This is a genomic window from Geobacillus sp. TFV-3, from assembly GCF_009901865.1.
GTDB classification, from domain to species: Bacteria; Bacillota; Bacilli; order Bacillales; family Anoxybacillaceae; genus Geobacillus; species Geobacillus thermoleovorans_A.
Map to the genome: position 1 here is coordinate 195,698 of NZ_MPSP01000001.1, position 24,466 is coordinate 220,163.

The 24,466-nt window shown below is 40.5% G+C and carries 18 protein-coding genes and 5 pseudogenes; 13 read left to right on the forward strand and 10 right to left on the reverse strand.

Annotated elements, in window-relative coordinates:
* Window positions 1-42: 42 nt before the first annotated feature.
* Window positions 43-1,501, reverse strand: a pseudogene (gene tnpC / locus BJQ97_RS01065) (IS66 family transposase).
* Between the two features lie 280 nt (window positions 1,502-1,781).
* Between tnpC (BJQ97_RS01065) and BJQ97_RS01070 the strand changes: the two are divergent.
* From BJQ97_RS01070 to BJQ97_RS01085, 4 genes are all read left to right on the forward strand, one after another.
* Window positions 1,782-1,952 carry a gallidermin/nisin family lantibiotic gene (locus tag BJQ97_RS01070; protein WP_011229795.1) on the forward strand — a complete coding sequence of 57 codons (171 nt, stop codon included), beginning with the start codon at window positions 1,782-1,784 and terminating at the stop codon, window positions 1,950-1,952.
* Between the two features lie 141 nt (window positions 1,953-2,093).
* Window positions 2,094-2,864, forward strand: a complete 771-nt coding sequence (locus tag BJQ97_RS01075; protein WP_160155183.1) for a YiiX/YebB-like N1pC/P60 family cysteine hydrolase — start codon at window positions 2,094-2,096, stop codon at window positions 2,862-2,864.
* Between the two features lie 584 nt (window positions 2,865-3,448).
* Window positions 3,449-4,519 (forward strand): hypothetical protein, encoded by a 1,071-nt coding sequence (locus BJQ97_RS01080; RefSeq protein ID WP_160155184.1) that lies wholly within the window; start codon window positions 3,449-3,451, stop codon window positions 4,517-4,519.
* 834 nt (window positions 4,520-5,353) lie between these two features.
* The gene (locus BJQ97_RS01085; protein ID WP_201451644.1) at window positions 5,354-5,704 is read left to right on the forward strand and encodes a hypothetical protein; all 351 of its coding nucleotides are present in this window, start codon (window positions 5,354-5,356) and stop codon (window positions 5,702-5,704) included.
* Between the two features lie 24 nt (window positions 5,705-5,728).
* Here BJQ97_RS01085 and tnpC (BJQ97_RS01090) read toward each other — a convergent pair whose 3' ends face one another.
* The 3 genes from tnpC (BJQ97_RS01090) to BJQ97_RS01100 all read right to left on the reverse strand — a co-directional run bounded on the left by tnpC (BJQ97_RS01090) (window position 5,729) and on the right by BJQ97_RS01100 (window position 9,209).
* The gene (tnpC, locus tag BJQ97_RS01090; RefSeq protein WP_160155185.1) at window positions 5,729-7,186 is read right to left on the reverse strand and encodes an IS66 family transposase; all 1,458 of its coding nucleotides are present in this window, start codon (window positions 7,184-7,186) and stop codon (window positions 5,729-5,731) included.
* A gap of 300 nt (window positions 7,187-7,486) precedes the next feature.
* Window positions 7,487-7,651: a hypothetical protein gene (locus tag BJQ97_RS17265; protein WP_201451645.1), complete on the reverse strand. Its 165-nt coding sequence runs from the start codon at window positions 7,649-7,651 to the stop codon at window positions 7,487-7,489.
* Window positions 7,652-7,979: 328 nt separating this feature from the next.
* Entirely contained in the window at window positions 7,980-9,209 is a 1,230-nt protein-coding gene (locus BJQ97_RS01100; RefSeq protein WP_160155186.1) for an IS110 family RNA-guided transposase, read from the reverse strand.
* Window positions 9,210-9,645: 436 nt separating this feature from the next.
* Between BJQ97_RS01100 and BJQ97_RS01105 the strand changes: the two genes are divergently transcribed.
* Window positions 9,646-10,368 (forward strand): hypothetical protein, encoded by a 723-nt coding sequence (locus BJQ97_RS01105; RefSeq protein ID WP_160155187.1) that lies wholly within the window; start codon window positions 9,646-9,648, stop codon window positions 10,366-10,368.
* Window positions 10,369-10,646: 278 nt separating this feature from the next.
* Here BJQ97_RS01105 and BJQ97_RS01110 read toward each other — a convergent pair.
* Window positions 10,647-11,758, reverse strand: a pseudogene (locus BJQ97_RS01110) (IS3 family transposase); the annotation flags it as partial.
* A 126-nt stretch (window positions 11,759-11,884) separates the two neighbouring features.
* On the opposite strand from BJQ97_RS01110, the gene BJQ97_RS01115 reads away from it, so the two are divergent.
* Together BJQ97_RS01115 and BJQ97_RS01120 are read left to right on the forward strand one after the other, a co-directional pair.
* Window positions 11,885-13,537 (forward strand): hypothetical protein, encoded by a 1,653-nt coding sequence (locus tag BJQ97_RS01115; RefSeq protein ID WP_160155188.1) that lies wholly within the window; start codon window positions 11,885-11,887, stop codon window positions 13,535-13,537.
* 164 nt (window positions 13,538-13,701) lie between these two features.
* Window positions 13,702-14,295, forward strand: coding sequence for a hypothetical protein (locus BJQ97_RS01120; protein ID WP_003253474.1), 594 nt, complete (start codon window positions 13,702-13,704; stop codon window positions 14,293-14,295).
* Between the two features lie 45 nt (window positions 14,296-14,340).
* Here BJQ97_RS01120 and BJQ97_RS01125 read toward each other — a convergent pair whose 3' ends face one another.
* On the reverse strand, window positions 14,341-15,219 hold the full coding sequence (locus BJQ97_RS01125) for an IS982 family transposase (protein WP_160155189.1): 879 nt from the start codon (window positions 15,217-15,219) through the stop codon (window positions 14,341-14,343).
* Between the two features lie 537 nt (window positions 15,220-15,756).
* Here BJQ97_RS01125 and BJQ97_RS18115 point away from each other — a divergent pair.
* Window positions 15,757-15,954: pseudogene (locus BJQ97_RS18115) on the forward strand (IS1634 family transposase); the annotation flags it as partial.
* Between the two features lie 410 nt (window positions 15,955-16,364).
* Here the strand turns inward: BJQ97_RS18115 and BJQ97_RS01135 are convergent.
* The 3 genes and pseudogenes from BJQ97_RS01135 to BJQ97_RS17270 form a co-directional block, all read right to left on the reverse strand.
* Window positions 16,365-18,023 carry an IS1634 family transposase gene (locus tag BJQ97_RS01135; RefSeq protein ID WP_160155190.1) on the reverse strand — a complete coding sequence of 553 codons (1,659 nt, stop codon included), beginning with the start codon at window positions 18,021-18,023 and terminating at the stop codon, window positions 16,365-16,367.
* Window positions 18,024-18,125: 102 nt separating this feature from the next.
* Window positions 18,126-19,097: pseudogene (gene tnpC / locus BJQ97_RS01140) on the reverse strand (IS66 family transposase); the annotation flags it as partial.
* Window positions 19,098-19,397: 300 nt separating this feature from the next.
* The gene (locus tag BJQ97_RS17270) at window positions 19,398-19,562 is read right to left on the reverse strand and encodes a hypothetical protein (RefSeq protein WP_201451646.1); all 165 of its coding nucleotides are present in this window, start codon (window positions 19,560-19,562) and stop codon (window positions 19,398-19,400) included.
* 183 nt (window positions 19,563-19,745) lie between these two features.
* On the opposite strand from BJQ97_RS17270, the gene BJQ97_RS01150 reads away from it, so the two are divergent.
* The 5 genes from BJQ97_RS01150 (at window position 19,746) to BJQ97_RS01170 (ending at window position 23,905) form a co-directional block, all read left to right on the forward strand.
* Complete coding sequence (locus tag BJQ97_RS01150) at window positions 19,746-19,949, forward strand: hypothetical protein (protein ID WP_160155191.1); 204 nt, start codon at window positions 19,746-19,748, stop codon at window positions 19,947-19,949.
* Window positions 19,950-20,121: 172 nt separating this feature from the next.
* Window positions 20,122-20,805 carry an ATP-binding cassette domain-containing protein gene (locus tag BJQ97_RS01155; protein WP_049624430.1) on the forward strand — a complete coding sequence of 228 codons (684 nt, stop codon included), beginning with the start codon at window positions 20,122-20,124 and terminating at the stop codon, window positions 20,803-20,805.
* Between the two features lie 6 nt (window positions 20,806-20,811).
* Entirely contained in the window at window positions 20,812-22,137 is a 1,326-nt protein-coding gene (locus tag BJQ97_RS01160) for a hypothetical protein (protein ID WP_160155192.1), read from the forward strand.
* Window positions 22,138-22,280: 143 nt separating this feature from the next.
* Window positions 22,281-22,964 (forward strand): ABC transporter permease, encoded by a 684-nt coding sequence (locus BJQ97_RS01165; protein ID WP_160155193.1) that lies wholly within the window; start codon window positions 22,281-22,283, stop codon window positions 22,962-22,964.
* Window positions 22,964-23,905: an ABC transporter ATP-binding protein gene (locus tag BJQ97_RS01170; protein ID WP_160155194.1), complete on the forward strand. Its 942-nt coding sequence runs from the start codon at window positions 22,964-22,966 to the stop codon at window positions 23,903-23,905. Before BJQ97_RS01165 ends, BJQ97_RS01170 begins: the two co-directional genes overlap by 1 nt.
* A 290-nt stretch (window positions 23,906-24,195) precedes the next feature.
* Here the strand turns inward: BJQ97_RS01170 and BJQ97_RS18230 are convergent.
* Window positions 24,196-24,460, reverse strand: a pseudogene (locus tag BJQ97_RS18230) (IS1634 family transposase); the annotation flags it as partial.
* Between the last annotated feature and the right edge of the window lie 6 nt (window positions 24,461-24,466).

The window sequence follows — 24,466 nt, forward strand, 5'->3', positions numbered from 1 at the left end:
AGAATTCAGCACCAATAGGGCATTTCCCGTATCGAAAATGCCCTAGGAGGAATGGAGAATCGTTTGAAGAGACTCACCACTTAGAAGTCTTTGCAACGATTCCCAAGCCGGCTTTCTGTGTTTTTGCAGGGTAGAAATGACGCTGCGAATGGTGCAGAAAGCCTCCGCATCGTCTTCCTGACGAAACGTTCCGGAAATTTTTTGTTTGACTTTCACCATCCGCAAATCGCGCTCGGCTTGGTTGTTGTCAAATGGCACTTCTTTTTTTCGCAGGAAGAGAAGCGCTTCTTGCTTGCGCTTTTCTAGGCGCTGGATGAAATGTTGCGCGTTGCGGACGCCTTCATGCTTGCCTTGTCGGCAACGTTCCTCGAGTTCTCGGCGGCCATTCGCTGGAAGCTCGTCGTACACGGCTTCCCAATACCGGACTTCCTCCTCCGGCAGCGCTCCGCCCGCGTTCTCCACCGCCTGTTTCATCTTCAACAGCGCTTCGCTCATCTCTTTCGACCATGAATGGCCGTAAAGTTCTGTATATGCCCGAAGCTCCCGGAGATGATGGGCGTGGCAAAGGGCATGGCTCGCCTCTGTGTACATCGGGTGCCACCGAATACGCATCGTGCACCATCGTTCCTTTGTACCGTGGCAAGATCCCGATGTCATCCGTCGCTTGCTTTCCACGGGAACGATGCAGTCCGTATCGGGTGACCTTGACAGTGGAAGCCACGTGCACCCATTGGTTCTTTCCGTTCACACGCAAACTTGTTTCATCGACGTGCAACGTCTTGGAAGCGAGCAACGCCGCTTCCATCTCTTCAAGCGCTGCTTCGAACACAGGGAGCCATCGTCTCGTCATGTTCACGACTGTGCCTGCACTCATCGAATGATCGACTAGCGCTTTGACCATCTCCGTGACACGCTCGCACGGGATCAACTGCGCATGATTCCAGTATAAAACAAGGGAAGTGATGGATGGTCCGTACTGGACATGATTCGTGACATAAAAAGGGAACTCTGCCTGCTGGACGAGATGACATTTCGGACACCCCTTCACTTCCCGCTCATGTTGAGTCACTTCCATTCGAACCACAGGGAGGTCGAACACTTGGCGAATGTCTACTTGAAGCGGAGCGACATGTTTGAAAGAGTGACCACACCCTTTGCATTGGGTCACGCGGTGAAGGACTCGGTGGTCAGGATTGGGGACTTGGTGGAGCGTCGTTCCTCGGTGCCCCGGCTGTCCTCCCGGCTGTTTCTCCGACTTTTGGCGAGAAGGAGATTTCGCCGCAAACCGGTCAGAAGACGGCGGCAAATGGCTATTGGTGCTGTTTTTTTTCGTACGGGCTTCTAATTCTGCGATACGTGTTTTTAGTTGTTGGTTTTCTTGACGCAGCTGCTCGTTTTCTCGGATGAGTGTTTCAATCGTTTGTGCTTGGTGTTCGATTTTGGCCACCATGCTTTCGAGTGTGAAGACCGCTTGTTGGAAATCAAAAACAACGTTTGCCATTGTGTTCACCTCCCTTGTCTAGGATGGTACTAGTATAGACAAGGGGAGCAGAAATAAACCCGATCTCGTAAACTTTTTCTATGTAATGGCTGAACAGTTACAAAAATATATATCATTAGAAAAATCTTATAATTTTGATCTATGCTAAATGTGGGAAAAGAAGTTTTTAAGTTTTGGCATTAACTACTTGGTGAAAAAGGATGGAATCAATAATGTCTTTCTACATCTTTCATCAAGTAGTTAATCATAAATATCAACAATGGGAAGGAGGGAATGAAGAATGGCGAAGTTGGATGATTTCGATTTGGACATTGTTGTCAAAAAACAGGACAACATTGTACAACCTAATATTACAAGTAAATCTCTTTGTACTCCGGGTTGTATCACAGGCATCTTAATGTGCTTAACGCAAAATTCTTGTGTATCTTGCAACTCTTGCATTCGCTGCTAATGACTTATATTCATCAACATCCATATTAGAAAGTTGGTGAAAAATAAGAGGGTCATCGGATTTGCTCGAAGTTACTGAGGAGGAAAGTAGTAGTTATGTAAAATTTTTCATCCACGCATTAGTGGTAGAGGAGGGATTTGCTTGAAAGGTAAATTTCAGAAATTTTTGGTGGCCTCATCGTTTGTAGCACTACTATCTGGATTTAATTTGGTAAACTACGCTTTTGCAGACTCAGAGGTTGTAAACAATGAAAGCAAAGAAGTTAAAGAAGTGTTAGAACAAAAAGAAAAACTTAAACAAAGTGTGAATATTGATAAGTATGATTTAGTAAGAAAATCAGAATTGGGAGTTAAAAAGGGTTATGACAAGGATGACCCTAAGCCGGACTGGGCGCCTGGTGATTCTTTCGGTTCACCCAAAGGTACGAATAACATATCTTTCGCGGCGTTTGCACCTGGTGATATTATTGTAGTACATGATGGTTCAGTAGCATGGGGGTATTATCGCCATGCCGCTGTATGGGACGGTACTTATTATACTGGTAGTTTAGATTCATATGCATTCATTGAAGCGAATGTAGAAAACCAACCTGGTGATGGACAAAGTAATGTCCACTATTCCACGGCAAGGAAATTTAGAAACTACGACCAAGCGGTCGGTTTATATGTCTATACTTTAGAACAGCAATTTAGAACCCTTGCCCGTAATTACATTAGAAACCAATTGGGAGAACCATATAAATTTGTAGGTTCTTACAAGTCGGATGACAGCACGTGGTATTGTAGTAAATTAGCTTGGAAAGCGTATTACGAGATGGGGAATCGTGATTTGGATTACGATGGTGGGCTATACGTTTATCCGGATGATATTTATCAAGACGGAGATACTAAAATATTTGCAACTGGTTCATGACTCTGCTGATTAATACGCCATACTTGATGGTAAAATAATCTTTAGAAGGTTAGTGAAAAACTAGTTTTTTTGCTCAAATCGACGGTATTTGATCAGAATTTTGCACTAAATAACCGGGTGACCTTCATAGGCGGAGGACGGTTCTCGAACCCGGTGCGTGGCACTGTTTCTCTCCGCCAACGTAAAGGGATTGCTCCGCGGAATGTTGACCGAATCGGCCTCAGCTCATGCTCGTACGGCGGTTGTTACCGTGTGTGAACCTTCAGAGCTTCTAGCGAGGCCGATTCATACGCGCTGTAAAGGGCCTTGTTCGTCGCATCGGCGTGAAGACTCGGGGAGAAGAAAGGCCTCTTTTGGGGAAATATGAATCAAGCAAGCGCTAATGATGTGGTGAATGCTGTCCTTATACCGGCGGTCGAGACGACGAGCCAACGCATCGTCATTCAACAGGAAAGGATGGAGCCTCAGAATGGATGAGCTTATCCAGGTCAATCGTGTGATCCCATTGTTCCAAGTGAACGAGGTTTTCTCAATTTTTAAGTAGTCCTATTTTGATGAACACTTATTTACGAGGGGCTGTATCAATGAATAAAATTATGATTTTCATTTATTGCATCTGTTTGTTTTTAATGGTTGGGTGTGAGAAATGGAAAGAAACAGTCTCCCAAAACGATACAAAACTGAAGGTTCCCCCAGCCTTTGTTGCACTTGCTGATGGAGATCGCAAATTAATTTTTCTTGATAAAAAGATGAATATAGTCAAAGAAATTGAAAATAAAAATAAATTTCAAAGCTTTTCTATAGAAGGAAATCGAGTTTATGCAATAGATGATGGTACATATACGGGAACTCAACCATCGATGCTTATCATCAATCTTTCGAGTGGTCATGTGGAAAAGAAATTAAAGTTGCCGCATGTTCCGTCGTCTTATGCGGTACTAAACCAAAAAATTTACATGGCTTCATCTGAAATATTTAGAGAAGGCATGCCTTTTTTTGTTGTGAATGCGTCTAGTGGGAAAGTAGAAAAATTGACATTTACCAGTGGAATGGTCAGTACAATTAAACATTACAAAAATGAAATTTTCATTACTATAAATTCTGGTGGTAAATCCAGTGAGCATAGCAACGTATATAGGATACAAATGCATGATGCATCCCTTTCCTTTCATCCTGTCATTAAAGATAATATTGAATTACCACCAAGTGATTTTGTGATTGAAGATAACAAAATGTACTGTGTTTTTACAGGTTTTTCTTATGGGCCAAGGCCAGGATGGGTGAAAAATCCTGAAAGATATACAAATAAGCTTATGGTTGTAGACTTGAATAATGGCAAAATTATTTCTGAGAAACAATTGTCTAAACCTTTTCCTCAAAAAATAATTAATATTGGTAATAAATTATACATTAATAATTATACGGATTTAGATATGAAAGGGGAGTTTTTCACAATACTTGATAAAAATGACTTGAGTGAATCTTTTTTTGCAATAGAAAATCCAGCGTATTTTGACTACAACAAGCGATTTGATGAATTCATAGTTTCGAATCCTCGAAATGGAACTCTGCGATTAGTTAAAAACGGTAAAGTAATCAAAAAAATTAAAGTTGGAGATAATTGTAGTATAGTTAAAGCGGCTCAAAAAAAATAAACTTTACGTAGATGAGCATGGTTTCTCAGCCAAACGTTGCACTTGGCTATTTTCAAACATGTCTTAGTTTCTTCGTCAAGGAGAAATCCATCTTGGTTTGGAAAGTTCAGGAATCCTTAGAAGGTCGGTGAAAAAACATGATTTTTCGCTCCATCGGTATTTTCTGTTGTAAGAGAAGAACGGATTTTCAAAGGTTTCTCAACTTGAGAAAAGTGCGTTTCGGGCTGATTTTTCATGAAATCACCGGCCTTTTAAGAGGCGGTTGATAAGGGGAAATGCTGCTCTCCAACAGTGTTTCTCGAAATTGAAAAACCTTGTAACGTCATCATTTCATTCCTTGTGATTTCCCGCAAATCGAGCAAAGCTGTTGTTTTTCACCAGCCTTTTAGACCATGGAAGCGTTAAAAAATTCTAAGAAAATTGATCACAGGCCGACTTTCGAAGGAAAATAAAGGGAATTTAGCGCTTGGATTCACCCTTGACGACACTCGTCAAGGGTGAAAAGGAGTCAGTATAAGGGCAAGGGCAGAAAGAAGCCCTTGTCCATTATTCGCTTCGCCGAATTTGGTAGGTCTTTAGCTCAACGGGCTCGGGAGGACAAAAAGCTAGGCCGCTTCTTGTTGGAGAAACTCTTGCGCCAAAGGGACGAGCTTTGTCCGCCGGACCATCATATGGGGAAGATCGGCGAGTTTTAGGATGACGCCGGAACCCAGCCCTTGAGCGCGCTGTGCAGGCGCAGGAAGTTGAAATACACCACAAACTGTTGAAACTCAACGAAAAAACGTGAGTGTGGAGGATAAACTTTTGACAATACCGTCCAAAAGGGAGGGGAAAGTGTATGAAAAATTTTTATCACCATTGTTTGTGCTTTCCTTTATCATTTCATTTTGGTCTATCGCCAATCTAACCTTTGCTGCATCTCAGGAAAAGAACGGAAATGAACTGGCTAAACAATTAGTAAATGATCCTAGTATTTGGAATGAATTGAACGATAATCAGAAAGAGAAAATAAAAGACTTTGCAAAAGAAAGATCACACAAGATATTAAAAGAGATTGAAAAATTTACAAAAAAGGATGCATCTATTGAAGAGAAAAATAAAGTATTAAAAGAAAAGATTTGGCCTAAGTTAACTGTATCCATTCAGCCCAATACTAGTGAGATTTTCAGAATTCAGCACCAATAGGGCATTTCCCGTATCGAAAATGCCCTAGGAGGAATGGAGAATCGTTTGAAGAGACTCCCCACTTAGAAGTCTTTGCAACGATTCCCAAGCCGGCTTTCCGTGTTTTTGCAGGGTAGACATGACGCTGCGAATGGTGCAGAAAGCCTCGGCATCGTCTTCCTGACGAAACGTTCCGGAAATTTTTTGTTTGACTTTCACCATCCGCAAATCGCGCTCGGCTTGGTTGTTGTCAAACGGCACTTCTTTCTTTCGCAGGAAGAGAAGCGCTTCTTGCTTGCGCTTTTCTAGGCGCTGGATGAAATGTTGCGCGTTGCGGACGCCTTCATGCTTGCCTTGTCGGCAACGTTCCTCGAGTTCTCGGCGGCCATTCGCTGGAAGCTCGTCGTACACGGCTTCCCAATACCGGACTTCCTCCTCCGGCAGCGCTCCGCCCGCGTTCTCCACCGCCTGTTTCATCTTCAACAGCGCTTCGCTCATCTCTTTCGACCATGAATGACCGTAAAGTTCTGTATATGCCCGAAGCTCCCGGAGATGATGGGCGTGGCAAAGGGCATGGCTCGCCTCTGTGTACATCGGGTGCACCGAATACGCATCGTGCACCATCGTTCCTTTGTACCGTGGCAAGATCCCGATGTCATCCGTCGCTTGCTTTCCACGGGAACGATGCAGTCCGTATCGGGTGACCTTGACAGTGGAAGCCACGTGCACCCATTGGTTCTTTCCGTTCACACGCAAACTTGTTTCATCGACGTGCAACGTCTTGGAAGCGAGCAACGCCGCTTCCATCTCTTCAAGCGCTGCTTCGAACACAGGGAGCCATCGTCTCGTCATGTTCACGACTGTGCCTGCACTCATCGAATGATCGACTAGCGCTTTGACCATCTCCGTGACACGCTCGCACGGGATCAACTGCGCATGATTCCAGTATAAAACAAGGGAAGTGATGGATGGTCCGTACTGGACATGATTCGTGACATAAAAAGGGAACTCTGCCTGCTGGACGAGATGACATTTCGGACACCCCTTCACTTCCCGCTCATGTTGAGTCACTTCCATTCGAACCACAGGGAGGTCGAACACTTGGCGAATGTCTACTTGAAGCGGAGCGACATGTTTGAAAGAGTGACCACACCCTTTGCATTGGGTCACGCGGTGAAGGACTCGGTGGTCAGGATTGGGGACTTGACGGAGCGTCGTTCCTCGGTGCCCCGGTTGCCCTCCCGGCTGTTTCTGCGACGATTGGCGAGAAGGAGATTTCGCCGCAAACCGGTCAGAAGACGGCGGCAAATGGCTATTGGTGCTATTTTTTTTCGTACGGGCTTCTAATTCTGCGATACGTGTTTTTAGTTGTTGGTTTTCTTGACGCAGCTGCTCGTTTTCTCGGATGAGTGTTTCAATCGTTTGGGCTTGGTGTTCGATTTTGGCCACCATGCTTTCGAGTGTGAAGACCGCTTGTTGGAAATCAAAAACAACGTTTGCCATTGTGTTCACCTCCCTTGTCTAGGATGGTACTAGTATAGACAAGGGGAGCAGAAATAAACCCGATCTCGTAAACTTTTTCTATGTAATGGCTGAACAGTTACCATCAAAATGGAATGAGGATACGTATGCATAAAACTCTCCCCAAGAAAAATAAGTTTCATCATGATTAAATATTTTTCCTTCGCGATGCAGCATATGGAAAATATATTGTATGATCTCTTGTTCTAACATACAATTAGTGGACAAGTGATTTTGCAAAAAGGTCTTTATTTCGCTTCTTCCAACAATATTCATTCAACCTTACACCCACGGATTTTCTTTCGCTTTCAATCCATCTTGCAGATACTCTACCAATGCTGTGAAGACTTCTGGGCTTAAATTCTCCCTTGCTAACGCAAGCTCTGTTGTTCCGATGGAATCTTTTTCTAATATTGTTTGCAGAACATTCCATAAGTTTTGGTTCATAATATCTACCTCCAACCAATATTTTCATCAAAATTTTACACTATATTACAATTTATGTCATTATTTTCTGAAAAAATAGGTATTTTCCGCAATCAAATTTGCGGAAAATACGGATGTTTTTTCTTGTTCATTTTGATACAGTAAGGGTGAAGTCGGCCGGCTTGATAAGATAATGAATGAAGTCCTGCGGTAATATGTCAAGGTGAAAAATCATCGAAATTGGAAATTCATTTGTCCGATGACCCGAAAAAAGGCAATACTGAAGAAGCCCAGTCTTGTAAGATGTCATTAACTGGGTTTTGATACAAAATCAGTTAGATCGATACCCTTATCGATCTTCCCCCTTTCTTGGCGTGTAGATTTGACCGTTGCGTAGCAGCGCATCGATCACACGCACGAGTTTTCTAGCGGTAAGGACGAGGGCTCGTTTATGTTGATGCTTTGGCACTTCCTCGTACTTCTTCCGATAGTACGCGCGAAACGTCGCATCATGCCGTTGTACCGAGTTGGCAGCCTCCACTAGGTAGTAACGGAGATAGCGATTACCGGAACGAATGAGGGAAGTATCCTCGGCTTGGAAGCGCCCCGATTGGTGCTTGGACCAAGTCAGACCTGCATACTTCGCTAAGGCGGCTTGGTTGTCAAATCGCTCGATTTGTCCAATTTCGGCTAAGATGCCAGCGGCGTAGACTGGACCGATGCCAGGAATCGTTTGTAACGTATTCGGGATGCCTTCCAAATGGCGAGTAATCGCTTTGTCGAGCTCTTTGATTTGCGCTTGAAGGCTGCGAATGGATTGAATCGACAGCCCTAAAAGCAAATCAATGGAATCCTCGACACACTTGGAAAGCCGATACGACGAACGAGCCGCCTTTTGAATGGACTTGGCGATGCATTCCGGATCGGCAAAGCGATTGCGTCCTTTTTGGCGCAAGAAGTCGGCAAGTTGCTGCACGTCCATCTGAGAGATTTCGTCTAAGCGAAACGACTCGAGAAGAAGCTCTAAGATGGCATGTCCGAACACGGAGCTGTCCACCTCTTGAGTAAACGAGCTGCACTTGTAAAACAAGTGCTGGAGGAAGTATTGCTTCTCTCGAGTGAGCTGATGGACGAGATGATAGCGCATGCGTGTGAGTCGCTGAAGCGCAATAAACTGTTCGTGCATGACAGCGGTGACTTTCAAGCGGCCGAAGCGAAGGCGATCAGCGATGATCCACGCATCGATGCCGTCCGTTTTATCCAAGTCGGTGTAAGCTTCTTTAAACTTGCGAATGAGCTTGGGATTGATGGTAAACACCTTGACATGCCAAGACTTTAGCTCCTCCTGTTGATGGAAAAACATCGCCGGATGCCAGCTGTAAACCGAAGTGGCTTCCATCCCGATGAGAATTTCGGATGGTTGGCGTTTGTTGGCCCACAGGAGGATTTGATCGCGAAGGAAGGTCGCGCCAAGGAGATGGTTGTCCACCTTGAATTGTGCGCAAGTGTTTCCTTCTTGATCCATGATACACGTGTATAAGTCCGTCGAGCTCACGTCAATCCCGACGTAGAGTTTCATGAGATCACCTCCAATCGTAGTAGGATCGTGGGGTTGGGACTCTTCGGGATGCCCCCGGACCGCGCCTGTTGACCAGTCACCCTCGCGTATGAGAACTCACGTTGGACCATGGGCTGCCTGGAAGCTGCTCCTTCCAGCATGGGGAACCAACGTCGAGCCTCGGGGTTAGACGTCCGAACAGGAGCCGGGGAGACAGACTTCACGAGTAGTCAAGGCTACAGGAGGAAGAAGAGTGTCCCCGATGATCCTCAAGATCATTATCTAGGAACATCGCGAAAAGTCCAACCCCGATGTTTGTGAAATATGTTTGCGACCCACGGGGGAGGGGCGCCCCTCCCCCGTGGGCAAGTCACCCAAGAATATGCGATTGTCAAGGAGCATATCGAACTGGAAATTCGATTTAAAAATCTTTCTAAACATACTATACGAGGAGGAAATGGTATTGAAAAAAATCTTATCTGGAGTTTTAGGCTTATCTCTATTATTAGGTGGAACAAACTTTGCCTTTGCTAAGGATGGAACGACTTCATTAGACTCTATTAAGAAAAAGTATACAAATGCTACTGTTGAAAAAGTAACTGAAGACATTATTACAATCTCAGGAGAAGATACAGAGAAGATTGTTGCTGAATTATTGGAAAAATATAAAGAAGAAGGTGAAAAAGAATTAATTTCTAATACCAGTAATAATGGAGGAATTACTACTCTTGGAGCTAGTATATGTACTAAGGAGTGTAGTGATGCTTTCCGTTATGATCAAAAAGATTCTAAAAATGTTTATGCTACTTCCATGTCACAGGTTCAGGGATACCATTGGAATAATGGAAAAGTACATTGGACAAGCGTGGCAGGATCGGGTATTGGTAAATGGACTGGATCTGGAACGGCACAATGGATTAAAATTGACCAAAAATTAGCTTATTCCGGTGTAGCTGTATCAATATCTTGGCCAGCAGGTTTTTCTGTTACTAGCGATTCAAAAGTAGCAACATATAATGGTGAAAAAAGATATGGTACTAATGTTCATGCTGTGACTTTTAATAATTGTAGTGCATCTAGCTGGATATCTCTTGGCAAAGCAACTTTAGATACCACAACTACTGTACGGAGCCCACAAGGATATGACTATCGTACAACAGCAGTAGCTACTATAGACTAATATCTATGATTAGTAAAAAGATCTTGTTCATATAGAACAAGGTCTGGATCTAGGTCAATATTTCGGACATAATTTAGTTAAAGGGAAATTTTGGTTCTCGCACCAAAATAGTTGGTTGTATTTTGACGCTTGACATGGAGCCTCTGTGGGCGTGGTATCTTGCGAAGGGCGAAAGGGAGGTCATATTTCGCAAGGCTAAATAGCCTACCACGCCCACCTCTCCATATAAAGCAGAGCGCTCGATAAAAATGTAGTGGTTCATGCTGCCCTTTGATTTGATCCTCTACTTCTTGAGGGGTCAAATAACCTAAACTTCCATGGATTCTTTGACGATTGTACCAGCCCTCAATATATTTTAAAGATAATTGAGCAGAACGATAATCTAAGTATCGTACTTGCTAGATTTCTTCTTTTTTCGAAATAGCATGAAAGGATTCCATGCAGGTATTATCATATGGATAGCCTTTTTTGCTAAAGGAATGCTTCATTCCTTTTGATTGCTGATATTGTTGGAATTCCTCACTCGTATATTGGGAGCCTAAGTCTAATGAAGGATTAATCCTTCTTTTGGTTGTTGTGTCGAGTACGCATTATCAAAAGCTTTCATGACCAGCTCTGTCGTTATATTCCGTGAAAAGGAATAACCGATAATTTTTTTGGAATGGAGATCCATGACCGACGCCAAATAACACCACCCATCTTTGATGGTATGAATATAGGTGATGTCAGCTGCCCATTTTCATTAATGGTGGTTGTTGCAAAATCTTGATTTAATATATTTGGGTGATCAACGACTATGCCTTTACTACTGCAATGAGGACGTTATTTTTTTGTAATAATTGAACGGATTCCGGCTTTTTTCATCAAACGCTGTACTCTTTTTTCACTGATTACATAACTAGCTTTTTTAAGTGCCTCATGAATCTTCGGGGCTCCATAACGTTTAGAGCTTTTCAAATGAATTTCTTTAATTTTCTCGGTTAATTCTTTATTTTCATGAGCACGATTGGACTCCTGCTTATTTTTAGAATCATATACGAACTTCTCAGGAATTCTAATGCATCACAAAGGGTTTTGACAGTATACTGGTCTTTTCATTCATCAATCACTTCGATTATTTCATGGGGATTTATCCTTTCGCGAATATGGCCATAGCTTTTTTTAATATTTCATTTTCCTCCTGTAAACTCCGGAGTTGTTTTTGTAACTTCGCATAATCATCTGGAGTTAAAGTTGAGCCATCTTCTAAATGAACAGGAGAATATTTTTTAATCCATTTATAAATCGTTATATCTGAAGCGCCATGTTCGCTGCTTAAATCCTTAACTGCACTTCCTGAGTGGTAAAGTTCAACAACCATTTTTTTGAAATCTTCATAAAATTTACCCATAGAGGACACATCCCTTCGTTTTTATTATAGCAGTTATAAAAAAATTTTAACTAAGATGTGTCCATGAAACTATACTAACACCAGTCTTTTTATAAGTATATATAAGGTATACAAGGAGAATAAATTATGAAGTTAATGTTCAAAAATATAAGTCTGATCTTTATTATAATAATCATTTTATTTGGCTGTATAAGTGAAACTACTAACCAAACAATTAAGAACAGAAACGAAACAGGAAATTTAGACTTACAAGACATAAGAACACAGTTTCTTATTTATGAAGGGAAACTGCGTATGTATGAAGGGGGATACAGCATTCCTTTTATTTACTATAGAGGAAATATTTACTCCGCATATTATATTATGGAGTCATTGAAATTACTAGGTGTTAATAGCTTTACAAATAAAAGAAAAACAATAATAATGTTAGAAAATAACTTAGCAGATATTGAAGATAAAAATATTATGATGGACGATTTATATTATACAGTAAATATTTTGGAAAATTTAGGGGAGTTCAAAAATAAAAAAATAAATGCACTTTTAGAAAAAATGTTTGTCAAGCTTTACAGAGACGGATACTATTCTTTTGATACTTATGGGAATGAGAAACTGAAAGATTATTTAATATCTACATATATGGCTAGCCAGATTGAAGATTTTTTACAATTGGATAAAACAAAAATAAAAGAAGATTGGATAGCAAATATTAAACTGGATAATTCTTTAAGCAACGCCAGATTGATTTATTTCAAAAATATTCTTTTATTAAAGTTTAACCATAATCATCAGATTCCTGAATCAGATAAAAAAATAATGGTTAAATACGTTAATGAAACATTTTCTAAAACTAAATTGGATTTATTTGAATTGAATACATCACTAGAAATAATTGATTTGTTAAATTATTATAAATTAGACTACAATAAACCGCCAGATAAAATATTTTCTTTACTATATGCAAATCAAAATAATGATGGTGGATGGAATGCTGCACTAGAGGGACCTAGTGATGAGCAGGGAACTTATTTAGCTTTAAAATTCCTTGAACATTTTAATAAAGATGTAAGGAAAAGTAAAATTCTAAAGGAGATGTTAGAAGATCACCAAGGCATTGATGGAGGTTATTCAAAAATTATACAAAAAGAGTTCTCAATAGAGAGTACAAATATGGTTAAACAAATAAGTGACTACTATGGGTATAAAACTAAAAACGAAAAAGAAACTAAGGATTTATTGAAATTAATTATTAGGAAAATTAACTGGGATATCTTAGATGGTAAGACAATTGCACATATTATTGAAACTCTTAAAACATACAATATTAAAATACCTGAAGAAGCTATTGAGAGTATTCAAAATAAATATAAAGACTTAATCAAGAATAAAAATTATGAACATGCATTATATGTATCCTATGTTATGAAGCTTATTAACGTTGGAATACCTAAATTAAAGATTAATATACAGGATAATCTTAATTTCAAAGATCATCTTTTTTTATTAGGAACCCTTAGTATATCTCAAAGAATCTCACAAAAAGACATTAAAATTTTTGGAGAAAAATTCCAAAAAGATATCAAAAACAATTTAAATGATCCTTATATTATGTGGATTCTTACTATTATTAGTCAAAACGGAAATTATGTAGATATAAATAGTTTAATTAATGATCACTTAAATAGAAGTATAGAGAGTATAAAAGACAATAAGGAGACATTTCATTTAAGAGATTTTTATTATGTTTTAAAGACATACCAACTTTTAAATAAAAGGTAAAAGACATCAAATTCTATATCATCTCTATGACGTGTAAAAGAAAAATGAACATGATTAATTTTGGAAAGCAAAACAACAGCATCAAATCGATTTGAAATTTTGAAATAGAGAATAAATTTATGCATGTATGTCAGGGTCAAATATTCTATCAGGAAGGGATCTTTATGAACAAAAGAAAACCTGTTAAAAAGCTTATAGGTATCGTCTTTTTTATATTAGTTTTTGTATTTGCATGTACTGTATTTTTTTTGGATTTATATCTTACTCCTTTAAACGCTGCTAAGAAAAACAATTATATACATAAGAATGCTGTATTACTAAAAGAAATAAGCGCTCGTGAAAACAAGATATATATTTTTCAGGATAACGATCAATCCTATAAAACTGTCATATCTAAGCCTTTTGGACCATTCTGGAAAAGTGAGATAGCATTTAATTATCAATCAAATTTAAAAAATGATATTGAAACAGTTGGCTACGCCAAGATAAATGATCAAACCATTAATATGCTTATGTTGGCTTTTAAAACAAATACAAATGACATTAAATATGTTGAAGCTGGTCCGGACGGAGAAAGATTTTTGCGTCCAATGCATCTAGGGAATATCGAGATTTTTTACTGGGAAGGGAAGTTTAATGAAAGAGATATCAATCCAATAGCTCTTTCTGCCGATAAAAAGCCAAAATATTACTATGGTTTTTCTAAAGATGAACAATATGATGATTTAAGGACAATACAATGGCATGAATATCATTAGTTTCTACCGTGAAATATATACTAAACCCGTGGTGCTAGTTGGGCGTCAGAACTCAACTAGCCCAAGTGTGACCAGCGAATAGGCTAACAATATGCCGTCGAGCGCTACTTCAAATCCGATCATGGAATTCGCTCGAATCTCTGTGATCCGGTATTGGTCAACCAGAACCGAGAACACCGTCTCGATCACTTTGCGTTTTTGTCGGATCCATTTCTCCCATGCCTCGGACGAGCAATGTTTCTGGTTTTTTCGAGACGGAGTCCAAAGCGCCATTTGGTACTCTTCGTACAGCCTTTTTTGCAACTCACGGCTGATGAATCCTTTGTCCCCAAAGTTATAGGAATGAGGAATTTGGGTCATCACGCTTTCGGCTGCGATTCGATCATGGCAGGATGCTTCCGCCACCACATAGCCCATGGGCAACCCTTGATCGGCCACTTGAAGGTGCAGCTTCAACCCATAGTACCATTGCTTTTTGGAAGCGCAATACCCGATGTCTGCGATCTCTTGAAACCGTTTGACGCGATGCATTCTGGCGGTATGGCACAACGGGAGCGGCAAGCTATCGACGACGGCATAGGCATGATGTTGGCCGCGTTTTTCCAGCTCATGGCGGATCCATTTGATGGCGAAGCGCAGCGCCCGGCAACGGCGGTTGTACCGGGAACGTTCGAGAAACGAGCCGGTTGTGAACAAGTTTCCAGTGACAAAGCGATGCCATGCCCGTTCGGATGCAAAACCGAGCAACTTTCCTAAAATATGAATCGCGATGACCACAGTGTCTTCCTGTTTGACCAAATGGCGGTTGCGGCGCTGCAGGTACATCTGAATCGATGGAAGCTGGGCAGAGACAAAAAAGAAAATGGCGGCATATTGCTTTTTGAATCTTGCTCGATCTGTTGTAAGATGAAAGTGCTCTTGCATGGGGATTCTCCTTCTCATGTTTGATCGCACTTTCATTTTAAGGAGATCCTCATGAAAGGGCTATTTTTATGCTTGTTTGAGTTTATCTAGCACCACGGGTAAATAAAAAATATCCGTGCATCAGCTGCAAACATAAGTCTTCATTTCACAACCCTAATCATGTATAATATGCATAGAAGGTTCTTATAATATAAGACCAAGGGTGCTGCAACACCCTCGGTCCTGCAATAGAACGGTTCCCTGCAAGGGGGGATCGGCAGTAGGCGGAAATAATCCACCCATGGCCGTTAACTCAAGGGTGGATTATTTCTTTTGGCTGTAAGACAGTATTGAAACGATAAGACTTGCGAAAGCAACCGCAAACATTAACCCGAGTTCGACAGTTTTGAGGCCATTTTAGGCAAATGAAAATGGCCAAAATGCTGTTATATCAAAGATTTCGCAATGCGGATCCTAGAAAAAAATGCTGAATTTCATAGGCACACGACTTGTTTATTTTAACTTTTAAAACAGCTGAATATCGGTTATAATATAGGCATGTACATACGGCGAGTAACACGCAAAAACAAAGATGGAACGACCGTGGCCTATCTCCAGCTTGCTCACAACGAATGGGATCCCAAGGACAAATAGGCGAAAACCAAGGTGATGGATTCGTTTGGGCGCGAAGACGAGGTGGATCGCGCCGTCTTGGAGCTTCTGGCCAAAAGTATTTCGCGATTTCTTTCTCCTGACTCATGAATCGCGGCCCAACGTAAGAGACGAATGCGAGCGTCTCATGCTTGGACATTTTTCTTCCAAAAACGGCGGCCTGCATCAACGAACTGAACTGACGGCCAAACAAGCGAAACTCTTTGCAACTCTAGGGCTGGAGCCTCCTCCGAAGATTCTAGGCATCCATCCTCGCGCCTAGATACACGCCCGAAGTATGCCCAAATGCCTCTCGTCCCTGTTGTATCAAGGGATGAGAGGCATTTTGTTTGCCTAGTGACTGTCGAACTCGGGATTAACGCTTCACTCACATTTCGCACCCCAGTAGTGCAGAAACAAAGGATTTTTTATTCATTTTTTTAAAATATTTTTTGAGCCAACACAACAAGCGATGGCAATCCTTTTTTTACCATCGCTCATCGTTCCTTATGAGATTAGACGTAAATGCTTTCGTCCATTCCCAACTCTTGCAGAATCCTTCGCTGCTCGTAGGTGAGCGGTTTCCCTAACGCGCGTTGGATTTGCCCATCCGGCAGCTCCAACAGGACGACTTTCACATACCAGAACAACTGAAAAATCGCCTGCCCGGTCGGACGGGTCAGCTTGCGGCCTCCTGCGCCCTTTAACGGGCACTCCGGCGTAATAAACTGACGCACCCGGCGCTGGAAGACGCGGTAAATGGCCAATGCGAGGAGAAACAAATCACCCAACACCGCCACTCGTTCCGGTTTTTTCACGTAAATCTCGTCCGTAAAGAACGGATCTTTCAGGAAGGAGAAGTTCATTTCCACCGAGATCTGCCCTTTATACAGCTTCAAGATCTCTTTCGCGTCCATTCGTCGGTCCTTCCATTCCTCCGGCACCGTCGTGACGAGAACAAACCGGGACGCTTTCCGTCTCGCCTGTTCCCACGCGTCTTGGTCGAATTCCACGCTCAGGCGAAGCGTGTACAGCGTCTCCATTTCCGGTTCCGTCCCTTTTTTCGGCCGTCCGCGCCGTTTTTTCGGACGCACGATCTCTTCGACGACGGCCTCCACTCGATGGAACCGGGGACGAAGGGATGCCTTGAGGGATGCCAAGGCTTGTTCGGCGTCTTCCCGGCACGAAAACGGGTGGCGCTCCCAACGGGCTTGTTCCTGCGCAAGAAGCTCCGCTTCTTGTGCTCGTTCTTTTTCGAGCGTCTTTCCTTTCCGTTGGTCGAGGGCACTCGATTCGACGACGACCAGCCGAACCGGATGTCCTTCATACGTCGATGTCGTTTCCCATACCCGATACGTGGCGCCGTTTTTCTCCGCCAGCGAAAATGGATCGCTCCACGTCGTGTCCCTGGCATCGGCTTGCGCCAGCACGGTTTTCACGATCCGGAGCGACGAAGGGCCTCTGGTGATCAAAAAGGCGTTCGCCGCTTTCGTTTGCGCCAGCGTGTCCTTCGTCATCACGGCGGAATCCGCCACATAAATCCATTCGTCCTCGATCTTCGCTTGCTTCAGCTGCTCATGGACACGGGACAGCACCTCGGGATTCCACGTTTTGTCCGGCAGGTTGCCGTCGTGCACATCTCCATAAAAAGGAACGCCATCCTCGTTGCCGATCAGTCCGAAGCCGATCTGCTTTTGCCAATGGTGTTGCCGGTTGTAGCCATGGGCAATATGCAGGGTATCCGGCGAGGCCGATTCATACGTGCCGTAAACCGATACATCGGTCGTATCGGCATGGAACACCCGAAGGGGGATGCCTTCCTCCTTGTAGATCTGCACAAGGCAAGCCGAAATGACTTGATGGATGTTGGCATCATACAGGCGATCCAGATGGCGGGCGATGGCATCGTCATTGAACCAAGAAGGCTGGAGCCCCGGCCGGATCAGCTTGGGCAAATCGATTTCATGCGCCCATCGTTCCAAATGAACCAGCGCTTGACGGCCGCTCAAGATATCCAGGATGAGCAGCCAGATCACATCGCTGGCTCGGGTTTGGCATTGGGGATCCACCGGAACCAGCCGGTCAATCAGCTGGGGGAGGCCAAGATCCTTGAAGATGGCGCTTATTATATTCAAATAGGAACTTTCATAAATAGCACGAATTCGAACGTCCATGGTGTGGAAACTCCTTTGCATTCCTTGTGTACCAAGGACCTATTCGACATCGGGATGAAAAAATCCTCCCGATTTTCGTCGGGAGGGTGCGAAATGTGAGGTATATGCCCGAAGCTCCCGGAGATGATGGGCGTGGCAAAGGGCATGGCTCGCCTCTGTGTACATCGGGTGCACCGAATACGCATCGTGCACCATCGTTCCTTTGTACCGTGGCAAGATCCCGATGTCGTCCGTCGCTTGCTTTCCACGGGAACGATGAAGCCCGTATCGGGTGACCTTGGCAGTGGAAGCCACATGCACCCATTGGTTCTTTCTGTTCACACGCAGGCTCGTTTCATCGACGTGCAACGTCTTGGAAGCCAGCAGCGCCGCTTCCATCTCTTCAAGCGCTGCTTCGAACACAGGGAGCCATCGTCTCGTCATGTTCACGACTGTGCCTGCACTCATCGAATGATCGACTAGCGCTTTGACCATCTCCGTGACACGCTCGCACGGGATCAACTGCGCATGATTCCAGTATAAAACAAGGGAAGTGACGGCTGGTCCGTACTGGACATGATTCGTGACATAAAAAGGGAACTCCGCCTGCTGGACAAGTCGGCATTCCGGACAACGCTTGATTTCCCGCTCATGTTGAGTCACTTCCATTCGAACCACAGGGAGGTCGAACACTTGGCGAATGTCTACTTGAAGCGGAGCAACATGTTTGAAAGAGTGACCACACCCTTTGCATTGGGTCACGCGGTGAAGGACTCGGTGGTCAGGATTGGGGACTTGACGGAGCGTCGTTCCTCGGTGCCCCGGTTGCCCTCCCGGCTGTTTCTGCGACGGTTGGCGAGAAGGAGATTTCGCCACAAACCGGTCAGAAGACGGCGGCAAATGGCTATTGGTGCTGTTTTTTTTCGTACGGGCTTCTAATTCTGCGATACGTGTTTTTAGTTGTTGGTTTTCTTGACGCAGCTGCTCGTTTTCTCGGATGAGTGTTTCAATCGTTTGGGCTTGGTGTTCGATTTTGGCCACCATGCTTTCGAGTGTGAAGACCGCTTGTTGGAAATCAAAAACAACGTTTGCCATTGTGTTCACCTCCCTTGTCTAGGATGGTACTAGTATAGACAAGGGGAGCAGAAATAAACCCGATCTCGTAAACTTTTTCTATGTAATGGCTGAACAGTTACCATCAAAATGGAATGAGGATACGTATGCATAAAACTCTCCCCAAGAAAAATAAGTTTCATCATGATTAAATATTTTTCCTTCGCGATGCAGCATATGGAAAATATATTGTATGATCTCTTGTTCTAACATACAATTAGTGGACAAGTGATTTTGCAAAAAGGTCTTTATTTCGCTTCTTCCAACAATATTCATTCAACCTTACACCCACGGATTTTCTTTCGCTTTCAATCCATCTTGCAGATACTCTACCAATGCTGAGAAGACTTCTGGACTTAAACTCTCCCTTGCTAACGCAAGTTCAGTTGTTCCGATGGAATCTTTCCCTAGTAGTGTTTGAAGAACATTCCATAAGTTTCGGTTCATAATACCTACCTCCAACCAATATTTTTATCAAAATTTTACACTATATTACAACTTTTGTCATCATTTTCTAAAAAATAGGTATTTTCCGCAATCAAATTTGCGGAAAATACGGATGTTTTTTGTTTTTAAATGTAGTAAATTGTAGTCGTAGGCTATGAACGCATCTTAATAGGAGGATGAAAAATGTTAAGTGTAATTAGAAAGATCGCAGAATACTTACTCAAATACTGGCCTAAAATGAGTAACTGGCTAAAACAGGCTATCATCACTCTCGCGGGTAGTGCAATTGTAGACGCGATTGCTCGAGGTCTTAATGCGCTCATTAATTATCTTTCTACCTTATCATCTGCCGTTATTGAAGCTATTGCAAAATTATTAGGTCTATAAAAAAATTGGCTACAAAAGAACTCTATGAAAGTTCTTTTGAGCCAATCCAAATTTGCCGGAATAACCAGAACACATCGTTAACTCACAATTAATTCACAAAAAACGATGCGTTCTAGCCTACATCTAAATATAAACCATTTATTAATAATAATTATAATGGAGTTTTTGTAATATGTCAATGAGTAATAATGTATTATATGTACGCAACTTAACAAAATCCATAAATAATAAAGTTATTTTACAAGAGTGTAACATTACAATAAAAAAAGGAGAGATATGTTCCCTCTTTGGAAAAAATGGTACGGGGAAAAGCCTATTTTTAAAATGTATACTAGGTTATACAGATTTTGATTTTGGTGTGGTTAAGATTGGAGATTATAATATACGGGAAAGACGGCAGATAAGAAAATACAGTGGATTTGTTCCAAGTGATGATTACTCATTTTGCCAATTGTTAACCCCTAATGAATATTTCTCGTTTATACAAAGTGTTTTTTCCTTACCTTATAAAGAAACAAGGAAAAAAATTGAATATTTAGCTGAGAAGTTAGCAGTACAGCCCTATCTAGATGAACTCATTGAGAATTTATCCTTTGGTACAAGAAAAAAAATTGTGTTGATAGGCACCTTATTGTATGATCCTATTCTTCTAGTTTGTGATGAGATTTTCGAAGGATTGGATGAACAATCTGTAAGAGAAGTTCAAGATTTGTTTTTAAACAAGAAAAAAATCGGACATTCTATTCTTTTTACCACTCATTTATATGATGAGGCTATCACTATTACGGATAAATGTTATCAAATAGTGGATAGAAAGATTATAGAAGTTGACACTTCACAAAAAGGAGTGCTATAGGATAGCATGCTCATAAACCAATATTTTAAAATTTACTCGAAATTAGTAGAAGGGCATGTTAATAAATTACTATCGTGGGGTACAGCTTTCCTTTTTGGTGGAATGTTAGCCGTTATGTTATATATGTTTGAAGATGACATTGTATTAAAGGGTGTTCCAGCAGTCATTTTCCTTTTACATCTAGTTGCAATATTTATGAATGAAAATCAAAGAGAAAGTATCAACTTATTATTTGCGTTTTTAAAGACAACTCCTATACCCTCTTTTACTATTATTGTCTTTAACTTTCTGTGTAAATTATTCAGTAAAGACCAAATTCGTTTTTATTTCTGTAGCCTTTTTGTGTTGATTGCATTTAAAATCCCATTATCATTAATAGGACTCTATTTTTTTCGAATCTTTTTTCTAATAATGATTTCTCAAGTTATAGAGTATATGGTGTGCGTAGTAAAAGAAAAATATTTTTCCCGCTTCTTGGTTCCTTTGCTTCTATTATTTATTTTATTTTTATTAGGGAAAAAAGAACCATACTTTTTTAGTATTAATCTTTTATTAAAGAATTTAATAAAATTATACGATGATATCATTTTATTAGGATTTATTATATTATTAGTTATAAGTCCGTTTTTTGTTAATAAATTGTTAAACACTAAAAAGACTAGTATCCCTACACCAATTATAAAGCTAAGTAATATTATAGCAGGAGTGAGCAGTCTAGTATTATTTAATAAGCAGTTAAAGAACATTATTAAAACTTACATAAAGATATACATAAGAGATAAATTTGTACTCTTTAAATATTTAGTAATCACCACTTTATCTATAATATATTCTTGGATTAGTTACACTTTTCAAGGTTCTGAAGATAAAATTTCTAGCTTTTATTTAACTCTTATGATGAATTTTTATTTTTTCTATGAAATTAGAATGTTAGGATTACTCTATTCGAATGATCTTGATGACTTTTTTCCTATATTAAATCGCTATAAAACTATTTCAATCGATTTTATTGCAGGTTTTTTAAATATCTTGTTTAGTTTATTAGCTTTGGCCTTCTATAGCATTTTGTTAAAAGTCGATTTATCTATTATGTTAACTAATTTGACAATTTCTTGTGTTTTTTATATTATCAGTGTTTATTTTAAAGTGCGAAAATCTGCAACAAAAAAAGGGATAATTATTACTTCAATTAAATATATTGTTTTATGCCTATTTATTGGTCTAATGTTGTTGGAACTAGGGATATTCTTCAATATCTTAGTTTTAATAATCTTATGTATTTTCACTTATTACAAAATATATAGAGAAGAGAGGACTGAAAATACACTATGAAGTATGTTTTACTAATTGCTGCTACCATTGCCTATTTTATTTATCGTAACCAGTCTCCACAAAATTTTATATTTATAGCAATTATTGCGTTACTGTTAATATCTTCATTTAATTCCAAAGGAAAGAAAAAATAGGTGATTATTATGAAAGCAATTGTCGAGAAAGAATTTAAAAGCTTGTTCAAAGGTTTTAAGTCTATTGCTGTGATTGCATTTTTTCTTGTAGTGTGTTTTGCTGCTTCTAAATTTTTCAGTAATAATCTGGATATATTACAAAAAGATCATGCTGAATCAGCTTACGTCTCTAGTATTCGAGGGCTAGTTATGTTTTTAGGGTTTCTCTTTGTCTTGTCTTTATCCCATGATGCAATCAACCGAGAAGTTGAAAACCAAACGATCCGCTTTTTAGTTACTAAATCCTCTAGAAGTTCTATTGTTATTGGAAAGTTTTTAGGGATTTTTTTGTTTTGGCTGATTTGTATTTTATGCTCATTTATTGTTATTGGTTTATTTGCTAAGCAGATATTTGTTTTTGACTTTCTGCAAATTATGTGTTTCATTGCCTATGCTGTCAGTCTAACCATCTTGATATCTTTAGTAATAAAAAAACCGTCTCATACTACATTTGTAAGTATTTTGTTAGGTATGGCGCTACCTGTTTTAGGATTGTGGTCTGTTAGCTCGACTAAATTCATATCGGAAATCATTAAGTATATACTCCCGTATTACTATATTCTTAAAGGCGGTTACTATATCATTTTTCCGTTTTTTCTCTCTATTCTTATGCTGTTGATAGCTTTGGCTATATTTCAAAGGAGAGATTTGTAGTGAAAATCATAGAGGTATATAACCTAAAAAAGAAATTTAAAGATCATTATGTCGTGAAAGGTGTTACTTTTGATGTAAAAAAAGGTGAAATTTTCGGGTTTTTAGGTAAAAATGGAGCGGGAAAAACGACAACAATGAATATGTTAACAGGTATTATTTTGCCCACTGAAGGCAGTTTTACTATAGGTGGAAAAACGAATCAAGAAATCGATCAAATCAAGAGGATCATTGGAGTAATGCCTGATGCTGCAAACTATTACTATGATTTAACTGCTATCGAACATCTCGTATTTTTTTCAAAATTAAAAAAATTAAAAATGAAAAAGAGTGATTTGCTTGCTATATTGGAGAGAGTAGGGCTGAAAGGTCATGAAAAGAAAAAGGTTGGCAGTTATTCGTTTGGTATGAAAAAAAAGCTAGGAATTGCCCAGGCTATTCTAGGGAAGCCACAAGTCGTTTTTCTGGATGAGCCTACCTCTGGTTTAGATCCGGAGTCAGCCGTTGAAATTCAGCAACTTATTCAAGAGTTATCTCAAGATCACATGACTATTTTTTTAACTTCACATAATCTTATTGAAGTTGAGAGAATCTGTGACAGAATAGCTATTATGGAAAACGGTATAATATCTAAAATCGGGAGCATGGAAGAATTAAGAGCTTTACATCAACGTACTATACGACTTTCCATCAAAATAAAGAAAGAGGATTCTTTTATTGCCCATTCCATGAAAAATAATTTAGTCGATTATGTTTCTGATATACAAGTAAAAGACCAATATTTATATTGTTATCTGTATAAGGAAGCTGATATACCTAAATTGATTCATTATTTATCCAGCCAAAACATTGATATATATGAAGTAAAAACGGAAAAAGCTACACTAGAAGATATTTTCTTTGATCGGACATCTAGTGATGCGATAGATATGATCAAAACTTAATTTTTACATATTATGGACTAATTACATTAAAAAGGCTCTTCACCACAAAGTGTACTTGACAAAGAAAGACGATCATGATAAAGAAAACCAAAACAGCATTTTTCCTTTTTATACCACACATCTCTTTGAGCAACATTGCTATCATGTTTGTCTTTAAAAGTCAAGTACATCTTTTGGTGATGAGCCATTAAAAAGGATCCCGAGTTCGACAGCGACTAGGTAAACAAAATGCCTCTGATCCCTTGATACAAAAGGGACGAGAGGCATTTGGGCATACTTCGGGCGTGTATCTAGGTGCGAGGATGGATGCCTAGAATCTTCGGAGGAGGCTCCAGCCCAAGAGCCGCAAAGAGTTGCGCTTGTTTGGTCGTGATCTTTGTACACTGATAGAGGTCACGATATTTTGAAGAAAAATGTCCTAACGTGGAGCGCTGACATTTGTCTCTTACTTTCGGTCACGATTTTACTCTCGATTCGGATCAAGAGGAGGATTAGACCGTGGAGACGCACGTGAGCATAGATGCAATCCTCCAATTGATGGTACATTGACAGTAACCACGG